This is a genomic window from Rhizobium sp. ERR 942 (genome assembly GCF_007828395.1).
Lineage (GTDB): Bacteria > Pseudomonadota > Alphaproteobacteria > Rhizobiales > Rhizobiaceae > Rhizobium > Rhizobium dioscoreae.
Genome location: NZ_VIUA01000001.1, coordinates 1,147,293 through 1,162,952, shown reverse-complemented (window position 1 = coordinate 1,162,952; position 15,660 = coordinate 1,147,293). Strand labels below are relative to the sequence as shown.

17 protein-coding genes are annotated in these 15,660 nt (G+C 60.2%); 11 read left to right on the top strand and 6 right to left on the bottom strand.

Annotation, left to right across the window (positions count from 1 at the left end; all coding sequences use genetic code 11):
* Positions 1–221 precede the first annotated feature (221 nt).
* From FBZ97_RS05830 to mobB, 3 genes are read left to right on the top strand one after another with little or no spacing between them, the layout of a single operon-like run.
* Complete coding sequence (locus FBZ97_RS05830) at positions 222–1,133, top strand: DMT family transporter (protein WP_145317132.1); 912 nt, start codon at positions 222–224, stop codon at positions 1,131–1,133.
* A 10-nt stretch (positions 1,134–1,143) separates the two neighbouring features.
* Positions 1,144–1,794, top strand: a complete 651-nt coding sequence (gene mobA, locus FBZ97_RS05825) for a molybdenum cofactor guanylyltransferase MobA (protein WP_113333090.1) — start codon at positions 1,144–1,146, stop codon at positions 1,792–1,794.
* A complete protein-coding gene (mobB, locus tag FBZ97_RS05820; protein ID WP_145317130.1) occupies positions 1,791–2,321 on the top strand; it encodes a molybdopterin-guanine dinucleotide biosynthesis protein B in 531 nt (176 codons plus the stop codon). Before mobA ends, mobB begins: the two co-directional genes overlap by 4 nt.
* A 56-nt stretch (positions 2,322–2,377) precedes the next feature.
* Here mobB and FBZ97_RS05815 read toward each other — a convergent pair whose 3' ends face one another.
* Positions 2,378–4,909, bottom strand: a complete 2,532-nt coding sequence (locus FBZ97_RS05815) for an OmpA family protein (RefSeq protein WP_145317128.1) — start codon at positions 4,907–4,909, stop codon at positions 2,378–2,380.
* A 368-nt stretch (positions 4,910–5,277) separates the two neighbouring features.
* Between FBZ97_RS05815 and FBZ97_RS05810 the strand changes: the two genes are divergently transcribed.
* From FBZ97_RS05810 to FBZ97_RS05795, 4 genes are all read left to right on the top strand, one after another.
* The gene (locus tag FBZ97_RS05810; RefSeq protein ID WP_113354600.1) at positions 5,278–6,060 is read left to right on the top strand and encodes an ABC transporter substrate-binding protein; all 783 of its coding nucleotides are present in this window, start codon (positions 5,278–5,280) and stop codon (positions 6,058–6,060) included.
* A 118-nt stretch (positions 6,061–6,178) separates the two neighbouring features.
* Positions 6,179–6,991, top strand: a complete 813-nt coding sequence (locus tag FBZ97_RS05805) for an ABC transporter permease (RefSeq protein WP_145317126.1) — start codon at positions 6,179–6,181, stop codon at positions 6,989–6,991.
* Positions 6,988–7,818, top strand: a complete 831-nt coding sequence (locus FBZ97_RS05800) for an ABC transporter permease (protein WP_113354598.1) — start codon at positions 6,988–6,990, stop codon at positions 7,816–7,818. The genes FBZ97_RS05805 and FBZ97_RS05800 overlap by 4 nt, the downstream gene beginning before the upstream one ends.
* A 183-nt stretch (positions 7,819–8,001) precedes the next feature.
* Positions 8,002–8,268 carry a Usg family protein gene (locus tag FBZ97_RS05795; protein WP_015340141.1) on the top strand — a complete coding sequence of 89 codons (267 nt, stop codon included), beginning with the start codon at positions 8,002–8,004 and terminating at the stop codon, positions 8,266–8,268.
* Positions 8,269–8,312: 44 nt separating this feature from the next.
* Here FBZ97_RS05795 and FBZ97_RS05790 read toward each other — a convergent pair whose 3' ends face one another.
* A complete protein-coding gene (locus tag FBZ97_RS05790; RefSeq protein ID WP_145317124.1) occupies positions 8,313–9,038 on the bottom strand; it encodes a DUF2270 domain-containing protein in 726 nt (241 codons plus the stop codon).
* Between the two features lie 146 nt (positions 9,039–9,184).
* On the opposite strand from FBZ97_RS05790, the gene FBZ97_RS05785 reads away from it, so the two are divergent.
* From FBZ97_RS05785 to FBZ97_RS05770, 4 genes are all read left to right on the top strand, one after another.
* Positions 9,185–10,009, top strand: coding sequence for a methyltransferase domain-containing protein (locus FBZ97_RS05785; RefSeq protein WP_145317122.1), 825 nt, complete (start codon positions 9,185–9,187; stop codon positions 10,007–10,009).
* 115 nt (positions 10,010–10,124) lie between these two features.
* On the top strand, positions 10,125–10,817 hold the full coding sequence (locus FBZ97_RS05780; RefSeq protein WP_145317120.1) for a glutathione S-transferase family protein: 693 nt from the start codon (positions 10,125–10,127) through the stop codon (positions 10,815–10,817).
* Positions 10,810–11,154 (top strand): metalloregulator ArsR/SmtB family transcription factor, encoded by a 345-nt coding sequence (locus FBZ97_RS05775; RefSeq protein ID WP_069613092.1) that lies wholly within the window; start codon positions 10,810–10,812, stop codon positions 11,152–11,154. The genes FBZ97_RS05780 and FBZ97_RS05775 overlap by 8 nt, the downstream gene beginning before the upstream one ends.
* Positions 11,151–11,627 carry an SRPBCC family protein gene (locus tag FBZ97_RS05770; RefSeq protein WP_145317118.1) on the top strand — a complete coding sequence of 159 codons (477 nt, stop codon included), beginning with the start codon at positions 11,151–11,153 and terminating at the stop codon, positions 11,625–11,627. The genes FBZ97_RS05775 and FBZ97_RS05770 overlap by 4 nt, the downstream gene beginning before the upstream one ends.
* Here the strand turns inward: FBZ97_RS05770 and FBZ97_RS05765 are convergent.
* The 4 genes from FBZ97_RS05765 to FBZ97_RS05750 all read right to left on the bottom strand — a co-directional run bounded on the left by FBZ97_RS05765 (position 11,624) and on the right by FBZ97_RS05750 (position 15,634).
* Positions 11,624–12,424: an ATP-binding cassette domain-containing protein gene (locus FBZ97_RS05765; protein ID WP_145317116.1), complete on the bottom strand. Its 801-nt coding sequence runs from the start codon at positions 12,422–12,424 to the stop codon at positions 11,624–11,626. The genes FBZ97_RS05770 and FBZ97_RS05765 overlap by 4 nt on opposite strands.
* A 10-nt stretch (positions 12,425–12,434) precedes the next feature.
* On the bottom strand, positions 12,435–13,271 hold the full coding sequence (gene ssuC / locus FBZ97_RS05760; protein ID WP_145317114.1) for an aliphatic sulfonate ABC transporter permease SsuC: 837 nt from the start codon (positions 13,269–13,271) through the stop codon (positions 12,435–12,437).
* A gap of 24 nt (positions 13,272–13,295) precedes the next feature.
* Complete coding sequence (ssuD, locus tag FBZ97_RS05755; RefSeq protein ID WP_113333078.1) at positions 13,296–14,471, bottom strand: FMNH2-dependent alkanesulfonate monooxygenase; 1,176 nt, start codon at positions 14,469–14,471, stop codon at positions 13,296–13,298.
* A 194-nt stretch (positions 14,472–14,665) separates the two neighbouring features.
* Positions 14,666–15,634, bottom strand: a complete 969-nt coding sequence (locus FBZ97_RS05750) for an aliphatic sulfonate ABC transporter substrate-binding protein (RefSeq protein ID WP_145317111.1) — start codon at positions 15,632–15,634, stop codon at positions 14,666–14,668.
* Positions 15,635–15,660: the final 26 nt, after the last annotated feature.

Genomic DNA, 15,660 nt, shown 5'->3' with positions numbered 1-15,660 from the left:
AAGATTGAATAAGGATTAATCGCCTGCCCGAAACTCTTCGCATTGGCAAAAAAATTACAACCGCCGTATCATTTCGCGACCATTACGCGAAAAACCAACCTTTCTTTCGCAGCAATTTCGCCGCACTGCACAATCGAATTCAACTGCACCCAAAGCACAGCCGATTCCAATTTGCCGAAAACGGCGCTAATCCAGATGGGTATATCGGGGACTCATCTCTTATGCGACTGACCAAGAATACGCAGGGTGCGCTCTTCATGGCGACTGCCATGGCCGGCTTCTCCTGCAGCGATGCTTTGTCCAAGACAGTCATCGCCACGATGAATGCAGGCGAAATCATCTTCATCCGCGGCCTGTTCACGAGTTTTTTCGTCTATCTGCTCGCTCGCCGAATGGGCGCTCTGCGCAATTGGCGCGTCATCCTGCAGCCGATGATTGCGCTGCGCATCGCCTGCGAAGCACTGGCGGCGGCAACCTATATCACCGCTCTTGGAATGATGCCCATCGCCAATGCCTCCGCCATCCAACAGGCAGTACCGCTTGCCGTGACGCTTGGCGCGATGATTTTCCTGAAGGAGCCTGTGGGATGGAGGCGATGGACGGCCATTGTCGTCGGCTTCGTCGGTGTGCTGATCATCATCAGGCCCGGCCGGGACGGGTTCACGACAGCGGCCCTCCTTGCCATCGCCTGCATGTTTGCGACCGCCGCCCGCGATCTGGCGACACGCTGCATCGATAAGAATGTGCCGTCGCTGATGGTCACGTTCTGTACGGCAATTTCCATTTCCATATTCGGAGCATTGTGCATCGTCCCCTTTGGCGGTTGGCAGCCAGTGAGCACGACATCGCTCCTGCAAATCCTGCTGGCCTCCGTCTTGGTGCTGATCGGCTACCAGAGCGTCATCTTGGCCATGCGCACGGGCGAAATCTCTTTCGTCGCGCCGTTCCGTTATCTCAGTCTCATCTGGTCGGCCCTGCTCGGCCTGATCGCCTTTGGCGAAGTGCCTGACGGATGGTCTGTTTTCGGCGCTGCCGTTGTCATCGCCTCCGGCATCTATACTTTCTATCGCGAAAGCAAACGGCGGGCGGCCGAGCCCATCGCGCAGGAATCAGAACCCGGCGTTCCCGCCTGAGGTCGCAACCATGTCCGACTTCATCGCCAATCCCGAAGATATTCCCGTCGTTCTGCTTGCGGGCGGCCGTTCCAGTCGCATGGGCGCAAACAAGGCCTTCGCACCGCTCGCCGGCGAAAGCCTGCTCGCCCGCATCGTCTCCAAGATTGAGCAACGGCAAAGCAAGCCAATCGCACTGAATGCGGATGCCGATTGGCCAGACGCTATGGGGATGCTGCTCATACCGGACACAATTCCCGGTAAATTGGGGCCGCTCACAGGTGTGCTCGCTGCGTTGCAGGACGCGCGGTCGCGTTACTCTGAAGTCTCGCATATCGCCACTCTCCCCATAGACAGCCCCTTTTTTCCAGCCGATCTTATCGCCCGCCTCGCCGAGGTCATTCACGGCCCTGACGAGATTGCCATTGCCGCATCTCTTGGTCAGGATCATCCTGTTTTCGGTCTCTGGCCCGTCTCCGCAGCCGACGATCTGGAGCGATGGATCGCCACGGACGCAAAGCGGCGCGTGAGAGATTTCCTCGCCCGGCATAAAGTGCGGCGGGTGGAGTTTCCCGCGATCCAAACGGCAATCGGGCCTCTCGACCCCTTCTTCAACATCAATACACCAGCCGATCTCGCAGAAGCGGAGGCATGGCTGGCAGCTTTGGAACGCACGTCATGACGAAATCTCGGCCCAAAATCTTCGGCATCGCCGGCTGGAAGAATTCCGGCAAGACGGGGCTTGCCGTACGGCTGGTCACCGAGTTCACCCGGCGTGGCTATCACATCTCGACCATCAAGCATGCGCATCATGATTTCGATATCGACAAGGTCGGCGCCGACAGTTTTCGTCATCGCGAGGCGGGCGCGCATGAAGTCACCATCGTTTCAGGCACGCGCTATGCCATCATGCACGAATTGCGCGGCGCGCCCGAACCGAGCTTCGAAGAAATACTGGCGCGTCTCGCCCCCTGCGACCTCGTTTTGATCGAAGGTTACAAGCGCGAACCGATTCCGAAGATCGAGGCGCGCCGGCTGGAAGCGGCAAAGCGCGAACCGCTCGCCCCGCAAGACCCTCACATCGTGGCCATCGCCGCGGACCACCCGGTTGAAGACGCCGGTTCGCTCGTCGTTTTCGACCTCGACGACACGATCGCAATCGCCGATTTCATCGCTGCAAAAGTGGGCCTCGGCAACCAGCCGAAATGAGAAAGGCCGCCGGTTTCCCGGCGGCCCCTGCCATCTATCAGGCCGTAAGCTGATCCTTACCGGTTCGACGCAACCGGGCGCACCAGCGGCGTGATACGGCGGATCGTGACGCGGCGGTTTTCCTGCGACGGACCGAGCGTATTCACCTTGAGATACTGCTCGCCATAGCCCTGAGTAACCAGGTTTTCGGCAGGAATGCCGTAGACATCCGTCAGTACGTTGGCAACCGATTCCGCACGTTGGTCCGACAGGATCAGATTGCTCTGGGCCGAACCCACCGCATCCGTATGGCCCTCGATCAGGAAGGTTTCTGTCGGGTCGCGCTTGATGATCTTCAACATGCCATCGGCGACACCGCGAAGGGTGCTCGCCTGCGACATCGGAATCTCGGCGCTGCCCGTTGCGAAGGTGATCGTGTCGAGGTCGATGCGGCGGATTTTGTCTCGGATACGAGCCGAATAGCGGACTTCATTGACCGAATAGATGCGCTCGACCGGCTCGACCGGAGGCTCACGCAGGAAGTCGTAATAGTCGGCGTTGCGGTTCGATGCCGTGTCGATGATGTACTGGCTCAGCGGAATGAGCAGTCGCATCGGCGGCAGGCTGTCGCCCGGATCGCGGAAGTAGTCGTCATTGTCTGGACGATCTTCCAGTTCCGGCGAATAGAACAGCACATATTCACGGCCGCTGGCGTCGATGCGCGAGCGCTGGATGATGTCGCCGTAGCGATTGCGGATCGTCACGACGCGATCGCCATCGGGCTGATCGATCGTTTCGCGATAGCGGTCGCGCGGCAATTGTTCGTAGACCGGCCGCTCGCCGCCCCGGATGAAGCGCTCGCTGTCGTCGTGACGAACGACATAGGTGTTGTCGACATTCACGATGGTCCGGTTGTCCTGATTGATGATAGTCTGGACCGTCGTTCCCTGCGGTGGGGCAAAGTCCGGCCGGCGATCGATGCGGCGGCCCTGCTCGCTGGTCACGGCTTCCATCTTGACCGGCGGTTGCGGCTGGGCGCCGGCTGCCGCGCGCTGCGCCTCGGCATCGGAGGTCGGCGGCTTGGTGTAGGCCGGTGGCGGCTGCTGGGCCGGAGCATTCTGAGCCTGTCCGCTCTGCTGAGCCTGACCCGCCTGTCCACCACCACCCTGGGCGCCCGGAGCAGCGGGGTTCTGTCCGTTGTTCCGATGCTCGCCTCGACGAACCGCATCCTTCTGGCTGTCCAGAACCGCGCTTCCGTTTTCGACCGGCAGGATGACGGGACCATTGGCAGAGGCTGGGTTTTCCGCGATCTTCTTGCGGCGCTCCAGTTCCTGCGGCGAGACCTGCTCGGCCGGAGGCACCTGGATTTCGCCAGCTTGCTGGCCATTGCCGTTTGCGGCGGGAGCCGTTGCACCACCTTGGGCCGGCGTCGCGGCGCCATTGGCGGGCTGCTGCTTGCCGGGCTGCGGCGTCGCCGGGTTGCCAGCCTGAGCGGGTTGTCCTTGCGGCGTGCCCTGCTGGGCCGGCTGCTGCGGATTGGCTGCGGGCTGCTCGCCCTGCTGCTGGTTCTGCGGCTGCTTGCCGTGAGTTTTATCGCTACCCTGCTTCTGGCCCTGCTGGGCGCCAGGTGTCGCTGGTGTCCCGGGCTGGGCCTCAGGTTGCGCCTGCGTCTGGGGCTGAGCTTGCGTTCCCGGCTGTGCCTTATGTCCCTGGGTAGGCTCGCCGGCCGGTGCCGGCTGCTGCTCGGCAGGCTGCTTTGCCGGAGCCTCGGTCTGACCTTGCGGCTTGGGATGGGCGTTCTGTTCGGGCTGCGCCTGCTTTCCAGGCTGAGCCTCCTGATTCGGCTGTTCGCTGGCGGCGGGAGCCTGCTTCTCGGTCGGAGCCGGCTGCTGTGCCTTCGCACCAGGCTTGGCCTTCGGCGGCTGGGCTTCCGGCTGCGCTTCCGTAGCAGGCTGCTGCTCTACCTTCGGCTGCGGCGCTTCGGCCGGCTGCTGCTTTTGCGGCTTCGGTTGCTCTTGCTCCGCAGGCTGTTTTGCTTCCGGCTGCTTGGCTTTCTGCTTCGGCTGCGGGGCTTGTGGCTCTGCCTCGGGAGCGACGGCCTTGGGCTGCGGTTTGGCTTCGGGCTGTGCCTGAGGCTGCTCTTCAGCCGGTTGCTGGCGCTGTTTCTTGGGCTCGGGCGGAGCCTCTGCGGCCGGCTGCTGCTTCTGCGGCTTGAGCTGCTCCTGTTCAGCAGGCTGCTGATGTTCGGCCTTCGGTGGCTGGGCTTCCGGCTGCTGCTGCTTCGGCGCCTTCTGCTGCGGCTCCCCCTCGGGCTCGGCCTGCTTCATCTGGTGCTGCTGCTCGCCGCCACCCTGATGCTTCTGACCCTCTCCGCCTTCGGCAGGCTTCTTGTGCTTGAGCTGCTCCTCATCGGGCTGAGCTGCCGGCGCTTCCTGCTGCGCCACCTCGAAACTGGCGTTGGGGGCCATCGCGGCCACATCGCCGATCCCATTGTTCAGCGGTGCGATGGGCTGTTCACGAAGTGCCGCCGCTGCTGCCGGCTCGAAGGCGAGCGATAGCGAAAGCAGCGGAAACGCGGCGCTGGCAAATAGTCTGGATCGCTTTCCCATAGGGGTCTCCTCTTATGATCTTTGTCCGCCGAATTGCGAATCTCAGCGGCAAGGCGATTGCCTCAAGATCCCGGCCAATTTTCGGTTCTCGTGAGGCTGAATCGCGGCAAGCCGCTATAAGTTCCCGCACTATTAGGTTGCCGCAATTAACCCTGGCTGAACGCAGCGGATGGGTTTCGTTCAGATTTCCCTGTGGCGGGCTTGCATTGCGGCGGCATTGCGCAAAGGCAGGTTGCCTTCGTAATTCCAGTTGCATTTTCCAGAAAAAAAGTACGAATATCGCCGCAAGGCGGGCCACCGGTCCGCTCCACTCGAGCCGTCTGCCAAAAACAATAATGGGCTGCCGGCCACCAACAGAGAGGGTCAATATGCGCATCTCCACTCGTCTTCTTGCCGCCGCGTCCTTTGCCGCGATGTCGCTTGTCGCCGGCGCGGCGCTTGCCGACGGCGACACGCTCGTCATCGGCACCGACGCAACCTACCCGCCGTTCGAATCACTCGATGCAGGTGGCAAGTTCGTCGGCTTTGACATCGATATAGCCAATGCGCTTTGCGATCAGATGAAGGTCAAGTGCACCTTCGTGAACCAGGATTTCGACGGCATCATTCCGGCTCTGCAGGCCAAGAAGTTCGACGCGATCGTTTCCTCGATGTCGATCACGCCCGAGCGTGAGAAGATCGTCGACTTCACCAACAAGTACTACAACACGCCGCCGGCGATCGCCGTTCCGAAGGACTCCACCCTCAAGGAAGCCACCGACGAAGCCCTGAAGGGCAAGACGATTGGTGCGCAGTCGTCCACGACGCATGCGAACTACGCCTCGGCGCACCTGAAGGATGCCGAGCTGAAGCTTTATCCGTCGGCCGACGAATACAAGCTCGACCTCAGCAATGGCCGCATCGACGCCGCCATCGACGACGTGGTCGTGCTGTCGGAATGGGTAAAGTCCGATGCAGGCAATTGCTGCAAGATGCTCGGCACGCTGAAGATCGATCCGGTCATCAACGGTGCGGGTGCAGGCATCGCCGTCCGCAAGGGCGATACGGCTCTCAAGGACAAGCTGAACGCCGCGATCGCTGCGATCCGCGCTGACGGCACCTATAAGAAAATCCAGGACAAGTATTTCGATTTCGACGTCTACGGCGACTGATCGCCCGTCGATTCCCTGGGAAAAGACGACGGCGGAAGCTTGCCCTTCCGCCGTTTTTGTTTGACAACGAGAAGAATATAAGCAGAAACGCGGCAAAAGCCGCTAGGGGAAATATAGCATGAGCGGATTGTTTTCCGCCCTTGGTTCCTTGTGGACCTGGTTGAGTACGATTTTTGATCCATTGTGCGGTCCTGCGGGACTGTTCACCGTGTTCAGCATGTTCCGACCGGATACCATGCTCGCTTGCGGCGATACGGGCTGGGGCGACGAACTGGCCGGCGGATTGAAGATAACCATAGCCGTCTCGGTCCTGACGCTGCCGCTTGGCGTCATCATCGGCTTCTTCGTCGCGCTCGCGCAGCAATCCGGGGAAAGGCCGTTGCGGCTTGCGGCAGGTGTCTTCACGACGATTTTCCGTGGCCTGCCGGAACTGTTGACGCTCTTCATCATCTACTACGGCATGCAGATCCTTCTGCAATCGCTACTCGCCAAGTTCGGCTACAATGGCCCCGTCGAGATCAATGCATTCGCGGCCGGCATGGTAGCACTGGCGATCGTCTTTTCCGCCTATTGCTCGGAAGTCCTCCTCTCTGCCTTCAAAGCCATTCCCAAAGGTCAGTATGAGGCAGGTGATGCCCTTGGATTTCATCGGGCGCGAACCATGCGGCTTATCATCGTGCCGCAACTCGTACGTATTTCCTTGCCAAATCTCGGGAACCTCTGGATGAACCTGCTGAAGGATACGTCTTACGTGTCCATCATCGGCCTTGCCGACATCATCAGGCAGACGGGGATTGCCGTTCGTGCCACCAAGGCACCTTTCACCTTCTATTCCATCGCTTGCCTGTTTTATCTGACACTGGCCGTCATCTCTTCCGTCGGCCTCTTCTATCTCGATCGATGGGCTAAACGCGCGGAGGTCCATCGATGAGCCATGCCGAAGTTCTGATCGCCGCGCGACCGGCACCGCCGGAGACGGTCAGGAAACTGTCCAAAGCGCGCATTGCCGGTTATTTCTTTTTGACCCTCTGGGCCATTCTCGGTATTTCGCTGCTGGCGATGATCGTCTTCGGCTGGGACGTCGACAAGCTCGAAACCTACGGCCCGAGGCTTCTGCATGGCCTGGGCATTACGATCAAACTGGTCGCCACATCCTTCATCCTCGGCGCCATCCTCTCGATACCGCTCGCTTTCGCCCGTATGTCGAGCAATAAATTTCTAAGCACGCTGACCTATTGCTATGTCTATCTGTTTCGCGGCACGCCGCTGCTGGCCCAGATTTTCATGGTCTATTACGGTTTCCCGAGCTTCCGCTGGTTGCTGGAAGACATAGGTCTCTGGTGGTTCTTCAAGGATCCCTTCTATTGCGGCGTCTTCGCCATGACACTGAACACGGCCGCCTATCAGACGGAAATCGTCCGAGGCGCCATTCAGAGCGTGCCGAGGGGCCAGCGGGAAGCCGCCAGCGCGCTTGGTATCCATACCTGGATCGCCTTCCGCAAGATTATCATTCCCCAGGCGCTCATCGTGGCGCTCCGCCCTTACGGCAATGAGATCATCCTCCTGATCAAGAGCTCGGCCACCGTCTCCATCATCACCGTCTACGACCTGATGGGCGAGACCCGCTATGCCTTCTCACGCACCTATGATTACCAGATCTATCTCTGGGCAGCGATTTTCTACCTCGTGATCGTCGAACTCATGCGGAATGGCTGGGCACGGATGGAAGGCCGGCTGACGCGGCATCTCAAGCGCTGATCTCGCCAAGGCTGCGCCCAGGCGCAACCTTGGCAGCACTCCCACATAGATGCTGCTAACACATTGATTTCTGTGAATAAATTTGGTTCATGACATTTTTGTAAAGCTTGAGTTTACCATCTGCTGTTTCCATATTTGAGTGACCATGAGTCACGAAAAAATGGGAACGGAAAGAGAAAGCTCATGCATAACGACATGCAAAAGCAGTTGCAGGGTTATGGGTTGACCACGGCGCAGATCTTCTACCGCCTGCCCGATCATCCGCAATTCCTGCAGACCTATATCTGGCAGGACTATGATCTCGCCCCGAACTTCCCGGAAATGCGCGGCTTCCTGAAATTCTGGCAGGAAACGCTGGATGGCCCGCTGCATTCCGTGCGCTATGTCCATCGCAAGCTGATTTCAGCAACCGAATGGCGGGCGCTAAAAGGAGAATTCATTCTGCACTAAGCAGCCGGATCGCCTGGACGACGTTGCGATCGGCTGTGCCGCCGTCAGACATGCGCCTCGCCATGGATGAAATCCCCGTCGTCCGGCCCGCGACGGAGCGCGCCGTAGAGGACAAAGGCATAGAATACCGCGACGAGGATGATGACCGCTTCGCCGGGCATCGGTCCGAGTGCCGCATTGTCGATAATATAGCTCCACGAATGCGCCATCTCTTGCACGCCACCATTCGTCTGGAGTCTCGGTGTCGAAATCTTCAATATCCAAGCAAGGAGCAGGATCGCATACATCCAGCAGTAATTGCGCCTTAACCGCCGCTGCGCCGCCTCTGCATAGCTGAGTAAAAGCCGCGGAGACCGAAGGCTGGCCGCGATCGGCAGCGCCCAATCGGAACTGAGTTCGGCCTGCGGCGCCAGAATCTGGGCGAAATAGTGCCGCTCCAATTGCCGCACCCGCGAGCGGTAGACATCGAAGAAGCGATATCGCCGCGCCTCGATCATCAGCAGCAGGGTGATCAGCATCATGCCGAATAGCAAAACACCGTGATGCGATGTCGGTGTCGACAGCGACACGGACAGTAGAGCCGCAACCACCGTGATCGCCCAGTTCGATGTCCGGTCGATGCGATCCCGCCAACTCGTCATCCTCCCCAATTCACCCCGATAATAATGGGTCAGCGTATTGGTGACTTCAGCCGACGTCGACGGCAAGGAGGGGCGGCCGCGCTCCGCCGGGCCGCTTGTCGGGTTCGGTGCGGTGAGTTCATTGCCCATGGTGGTTCCTCCCTTATTTTTTGTCCGGATAGCGCCCTCCCCAAGCCGCCTATGCCGAAGGTCATATTCTGCGCCTGCACGGCAAGCATTGCAAAAGCCGATCAGGCATCTTAATGCCTGCGTGACAAAAGGAAGGGCCTGCAACCATGGCAAAGAAGAAGATCGACGAAGACGCTCTGGCGGAAGCCTATAATCGGGCATTGGCGCTGGAGAAGGCCGGCGATATCGACGCTGCGGTGCAGGCCTACGAGCATGTTCTGGCTCTCGACCCGGAGGATCATGGCGGCGCAGCCGTGCGCATCGCCTCGATGGGACGCGGCGAAACGCCGGTCAAGGCGCCTGATGCCTATGTCGAGACGCTCTTCGATCAGCATGCCGAGGTTTTCGAGGATGTGCTGGTGGAGCAGCTCGGCTACCACGTCCCGGTTCTTGTGCGCCAGCGCCTGCAGGCGCTTGGTCTCGGCCCCTTCAAGCGCATGCTCGATCTCGGCTGCGGCACGGGCCTGACGGGTGGCACGTTGCGCGATATCGTCGAGGATATCACCGGCATCGACATTTCCGAGAACATGGTCGAAGTCGCCCATGAGAAGGACATCTACGAGACGCTCTTCGTCGCTGAGGTCGAGGATTTCCTTGACGATAACGATGAGGATGCCTTCGATCTCATCACCGCGACGGATGTCCTACCCTATCTCGGCGCCCTGGAACCGCTCTTTTTTGGCGCAGCCGAAAACATGACGCCAGGTGGCCTCTTCATCTTCTCTTCGGAGACCCTGCCTGAGGCGACCATGGCTGGACGTCCCTATATGGTCGGCCCGCATCAGCGCTTCGCCCATTCGGAAGCCTATGTACGCGAGCGGCTGACTGCGACGGGTTTCGAACTCGTCGAAATCACCGACATCAACGTCCGCATGGAAGATGGCCAGCCAACGCCCGGCCATCTGGTCATTGCCCGTCGTCTCGCCGATTGAAGCGAAATACATCACGCCGAAAATAGTTATCCATTTGGATAACTATTTCCTTGCGCGGCGACCAGCAACCGGATACTTAGCCATTCGGGTAAGTATCAGCTCGGAAGGTTGTCGCATGTCCCTTATTCTCTATCAGCATCCGCTCGCCTCGTTCTGCCACAAGGTCTTGATGGCGCTTTATGAGAACGGAACACCCTTCGAAAGCCGCATCATCGATCTCGGCAATGCGGAATCGCGTGCCTCGCTGGTGCGCCTCTGGCCTCTCGCCAAGTTTCCAGTCCTGCGCGATGAAGCACTCGACAGCACCGTTCCGGAGACCAGTATCATCATCGAATATCTCGACCGGCATTATCCCGGCGCAACGCAGCTGTTGCCGACCGAACTTTCGGATGCCCTGTGCGTCAGGCTCTGGGATCGCTTCTTCGATCTCTATGTGCAGGAGCCGATGCAAGCGATCGTCGCGGACGTCCGCCGCACAGACGAGAATCGCAGCCCGCAAAGCGTCGGCGACGCCGAGACATTACTGCGCACCGCCTACGGCATGATCGAAAAGCAGCTGGACGGAAAGATTTGGATCACCGGCGACAGCCTGACCATGGCGGATTGCGCCGCCGCGCCAGCTCTGTTCTACGCTGAAACCCTTGTCCCCTTCGCCAAAGAGCATGGTCGGCTGAGAGCTTATTATCAACGCCTTATCGAGCGCCCGTCTTTCGCCCGCGTGCTGCAGGAAGCAATGCCTTATTTCCATATGTACCCCTATAGTGACAAGCTGCCGGCGCAGTTCCGGCCGGAAAAGCCGCATGCTTGAGGAAACACAGGCACTCGACCGGATGTTCCAAGCCCTGTCCGACCAGAGCCGGCGCGGCATGATCGACAGGCTCGGACGTGGACCGGCCTCGGTCACGGAACTGGCACAGCCGCTCGACATGGCGCTGCCGACCGTGATGAAACATCTGCAGGTGCTGGAGACGAGCGGACTGGTACTATCTGAAAAGACCGGCCGGGTGCGCACCTATCACCTGCGCAAGGAAGCGCTGGCAGCTGTCGAGCGCTGGATTGCCGAGCGCAAGGCGTCCTGGAACAGGACCTTCGACCGGCTCGACCTCTTTCTCGCTGATACATCGACGGAGACGACAGACGAATGAGCATCAGATCGACAGACCATACGACCATCACCATAGAGCGTTATTTCAAGGCGCCCCTGCCGAAGGTTTTCAATGCCTGGGCAATCCCCGAACAGAAGCAGCGATGGTTTGCCTGTCACGGCGAATGGAAGCAGCTGGATTTCCAGCTCGATTTCCGCACTGGCGGCAGCGAAAGCAACCGTACTGCCTCCACGGATGGCGTCGTGCATGCCTATCAGGCGCGCTATATCGACGTCGTCCAGAACGAGCGCTTCATCTATGCCTTTGACATGATGCTCGACGACGTCAGGATTTCCGTGTCGCTCGCAACTGTCAATTTTGCCTCAGAACCCGGCGGCACGAAAATGACCTTCGTCGAGCAGGTCGTTTTCCTCGACGGCTATAGCGACAATGGCTCGCGCTTCATGGGCACGGAAATCGGCTTTGACAACCTCAGGCTCTACGTCGAGGGGAACGATAGCAGGCCGAATTAACCCCGTGCGTCACCAAGGATCGCCGCCAGCAGCTGCCCTTCGAGCTCTGCCAGCGCCGGATTGCCATGGCGGCGCGGATGCGGATAGGGAATGGCAAGATCGAGCACGATCCTGCCCTCGTCCAGCACCACGACGCGATCGGCCAGATGCACGGCTTCGCTGACGTCGTGGGTAACAAGCACGGCGGTAAAGCCCAATTCACGCCAGACGCGGTTCAGCAATTCCTGCATGCTGATGCGGGTCAAAGCATCCAGCGCACCGAGCGGTTCATCGAGCGCGAGGATACCGGGCTTGCTGACAAGCGCACGGGCCAGCGCCACGCGCTGCTTCTGTCCGCCGGAAAGGCTGGACGGCCATTCGCCGGCCTTCTCGGCCAGCTGCACCTCGGAAAGAACGGCGGCCGTTTCCTTGCGTGAAATATCCTGCGGGACGCCCTCGCCCAGACCTACCGCAACATTGTCGGCGACAGAAAGCCAAGGCAGCAAACGCGGCTCCTGAAACACGATGCGCGTATTCGGTTGCGCGTCACTGCGGTCGGCTGCCTCAAAGCGCAAATGGCCCGCACTCGGCTCTTCCAGCCCCATAAGGATGCGCAGCAGCGTGCTCTTGCCGCAGCCGCTCTTGCCGATGACGGCGACGAACTGGCCGGCGGGAATATCGAGATCGATGCCACGCAGGACGCGGTTGTTGCCGAAACTCTTCTCCAGACCCTTGATATGGATGGCTGCGGCGCCCGTAACTTGGGAGGCGACATTTTTGGCTTCCGCCCGCGGGCGATCGAGTGTGTTGACGCTCATGGGAAGCTCCTCAATTCTGGTAGGCCGGGTTCCAGCGCAAGGCCCTGCGCTCGATCGTCCGGGCGACGACATCGGCGAGCTTGCCGAGGATGGCGTAGATGACCAGCGTCAGCACCACGACATCTGTCATGCCGAACTCGCGGGCATTGTTGGCCATGTAGCCGATGCCCGATGATGCCGCGATCGATTCAGCCACAATCAGCGTCAGCCACATGATGCCGAGGGCGAAACGCAAGCCGACGAGAATGGACGGAAGCGCGCCGGGAAAGATGACCTTCCGGAACAACGTCCAGCTGCTCATGCCATAGACCCGGCCCATCTCGATCAGCCCGCGATCGACATTGCGCACGCCGTGATAGGTGTTGAGGTAGATCGGGAACAGCACGCCGAGCGCCGTCAGGAAGAGCTTGGATTCTTCGCCGATCCCGAACCAGAGGATGACGAGCGGCACCATGGCAAGGTGCGGAATGGTGCGCAGCATCTGCAGCGTCGTATCCGTCAGCTGTTCAGACAGCCGCGAGACACCATTGGCGATACCGAGCAGAAAGCCTATCGAGCCGCCGACCAGCAGGCCGGCGAAAGCGCGGCCGGCGCTGACGAGGATATTGTTCGGCAGCTGCCCGGAGATCGTGGTTTGCCAGAAGGCGATCACAACCGCCGCCGGCGACGGCATGATACGGGTGGAGATCCATCCAAGCGACGAGCCCAGCTGCCATCCCGCGATGACGACGATCGGCAGCAGGAACGGCAGAAATCTCTGGAACGAGATGCCTTGCCGCGCGACCCTGGCCTGGCGCGCGCGCCGTTCCGAGGCCACGCGGACGAAGGACGTGTCGAATGCCGACATGGGAATCTCCCTTTTGAGCTGGCGTTACGAGCCGGAAACGACCTTGAGATTGCCGCCATGGCTGCCGCCGGCGAAAATCTGCTTGGCGCCGAATTCGTTGCGGAACCCGGCACGCTGCTCGTCACGCTTCAATCCCAGTTCAGGGAAGAGAAGCTCTGCAACACGATAGGCTTCCTCCAGATGCGGATAGCCCGAGCCGATCACGGTTTCGATACCGAGCTCCTGATATTCCCGCAGCCTCGCGGCAACCGTCTTCGGCGAACCCACAAGCGCCGTACCCGCACCGGCGCGAACCAGCCCGACGCCGGCCCAGAGGTTGGGCGACACTTCGAGCTTGTCGCGGCGACCGCCGTGCAGCGCGGCCATGCGCTTCTGGCCAACGGAATCGGACTGGTTGACGAATTGCTCCTGCGCTTCGCGGATCGTCTCGTCGTCGAGTTTGGAAATCAGCTTGTCGGCCGCAGCCCATGCTTCTTCGTCCGTCTCGCGAACGATGAAGTGAAGGCGAATGCCGAAGCTGACTTCGCGTCCCCGTTTGGCAGCGGCCGCCCGCACCTTTGCAATTTTCTCGGCGACCTGTGCCGGCGGTTCGCCCCAGGTCAGATACTTGTCGACGCGACCGACTGAGAATTCGATGCCGGCATCGGAAGAACCGCCGAAATAGAGCGGCGGGCGCGGCGCCTGCACCGGCGGCAACCCGAGCCTTGCATTGGTGGCCTTGATATACTTGCCCTCGAAAGTGGACGATCCCGTCTCCAGGAGCTCTTCCCAGACATGGAAGAATTCATCGGCATGGGCGTAGCGCTCGTCATGCTCCAGATGAATGCCGTCACCGGCCAGCTCTGCCGGGCTGCCGCCTACGACGATGTTGAGCAACACGCGGCCATTCGAGACACGATCGAGCGTCGAGGCGAGACGGGCATAATAGGCGGGCGACGCCGTACCCGGGCGGATCGCCACCAGGAACTTCAGCTTTTGCGTATGTGCCGAAAGAGCTGCAGCGGTGACGAAAGATTCTTCGCAGGAAACGCCAGTCGGCAAAAGCACGCCCGTATAGCCCAGCCGGTCGACCGCCTGCGCGATCTGCTGGAGATAGCCGATCTCCGGGCCGCGGTTGAGGTCGGCCGTTCCCAGATAGGTGCCGTCACCGGAGGTCGGAATGAACCAAAGGAAATCGATGGGTTTTGCGGTCGCGGTCATGAAGCTTTCCTGCTTTCTGGATGCGCGTGGTCGGGAGCCACCTCCCGATGTTCGATCCGGATAGTGGCATAGACCAGGGATTATATCGACAATATGGATTTTCTAATCGCCTGTATCTGGCGAAATATTTTTGCTGATAAAGCCTACGCCCGTAGTGTTTGGGGCGCAGGCGATATCCGCGTATCTTGTCAGCCTCAGCTCGCCTTCGGCCGCCAGACGATGTCCGTGACGTTGAGCTTCTTGGGAACGATGCCAAGATTGTAGAACTCGTCAGCCAGCCCCTGCTGATAGGCGATCGCCGCATCTGTAATGGTTGAGACGCCGCCAAGATTCGCACCCGGACGCGTCAGCACCACCCGCGTCACCTCGGCCGGCACGCCGGTGATTTCGGACATGGCCTTAACGGTGTTGTCCAAATCCGATTGCGCCGCCGCCCCCACCTTGGCCAGTTCGTCGATGACGTCGATAATCACCTGCGGATTATTCTTGGTGAAATCGCCGTTCGCCAGGAAATAGCTGAAGGAATCGACGATGCCCCGCGCAGTCGCGAGGATGCGTGTATCCGGATCAGCCTCTGCAATGGCGAGATAGGGATCCCAGATCGACCAGGCGTCGATCGCGCCCGTCTTGAACGCAGCGGACGCATCCGGCGGCGCGAGATCGAGCGGCTGGACATCGCTGATACCAAGCCCGCCTTTGCGAAGCGCCTTAACGGCGACGTTGTGGGCGCTGGAGCCGCGCTTGAAGGCAAGCTTCTTTCCCTTGAGATCGGCAAGCGTCTGGATCGGCGAATCCTTGCGCACGAGAATGGCGGAGCTTTCGGGGCTGCCGGTGTAAATGCCGACATACAGCAGATTGCCGTTGGCGGCCTGCGCAAACAGCGGCGGCACGTCGCCCGTCGCGCCGAAATCGAGAGCACCGGCGCCGAGAGCTTCAAGTAGCGGCGGACCGGATGTGAATTCCGACCATTCCACGGATATGCCGCGATCGGAAAGTCGCTTTTCCAGCGCCCCTTCGCGCTTCGCCAATGCCAATACGCTGTTCTTCTGCCAGCCGATCCGAAGCGTCGTGGCTGCGGCCGCACGTGACTGTCGAACGGAAGGTAAAGCGAAAGCTGCCGCCGTCGCACCGAGAAGGCCGAGTGTCTGTCTGCGCGAAATCATCGAAGATCCCTTTTCATAAGGCCTCG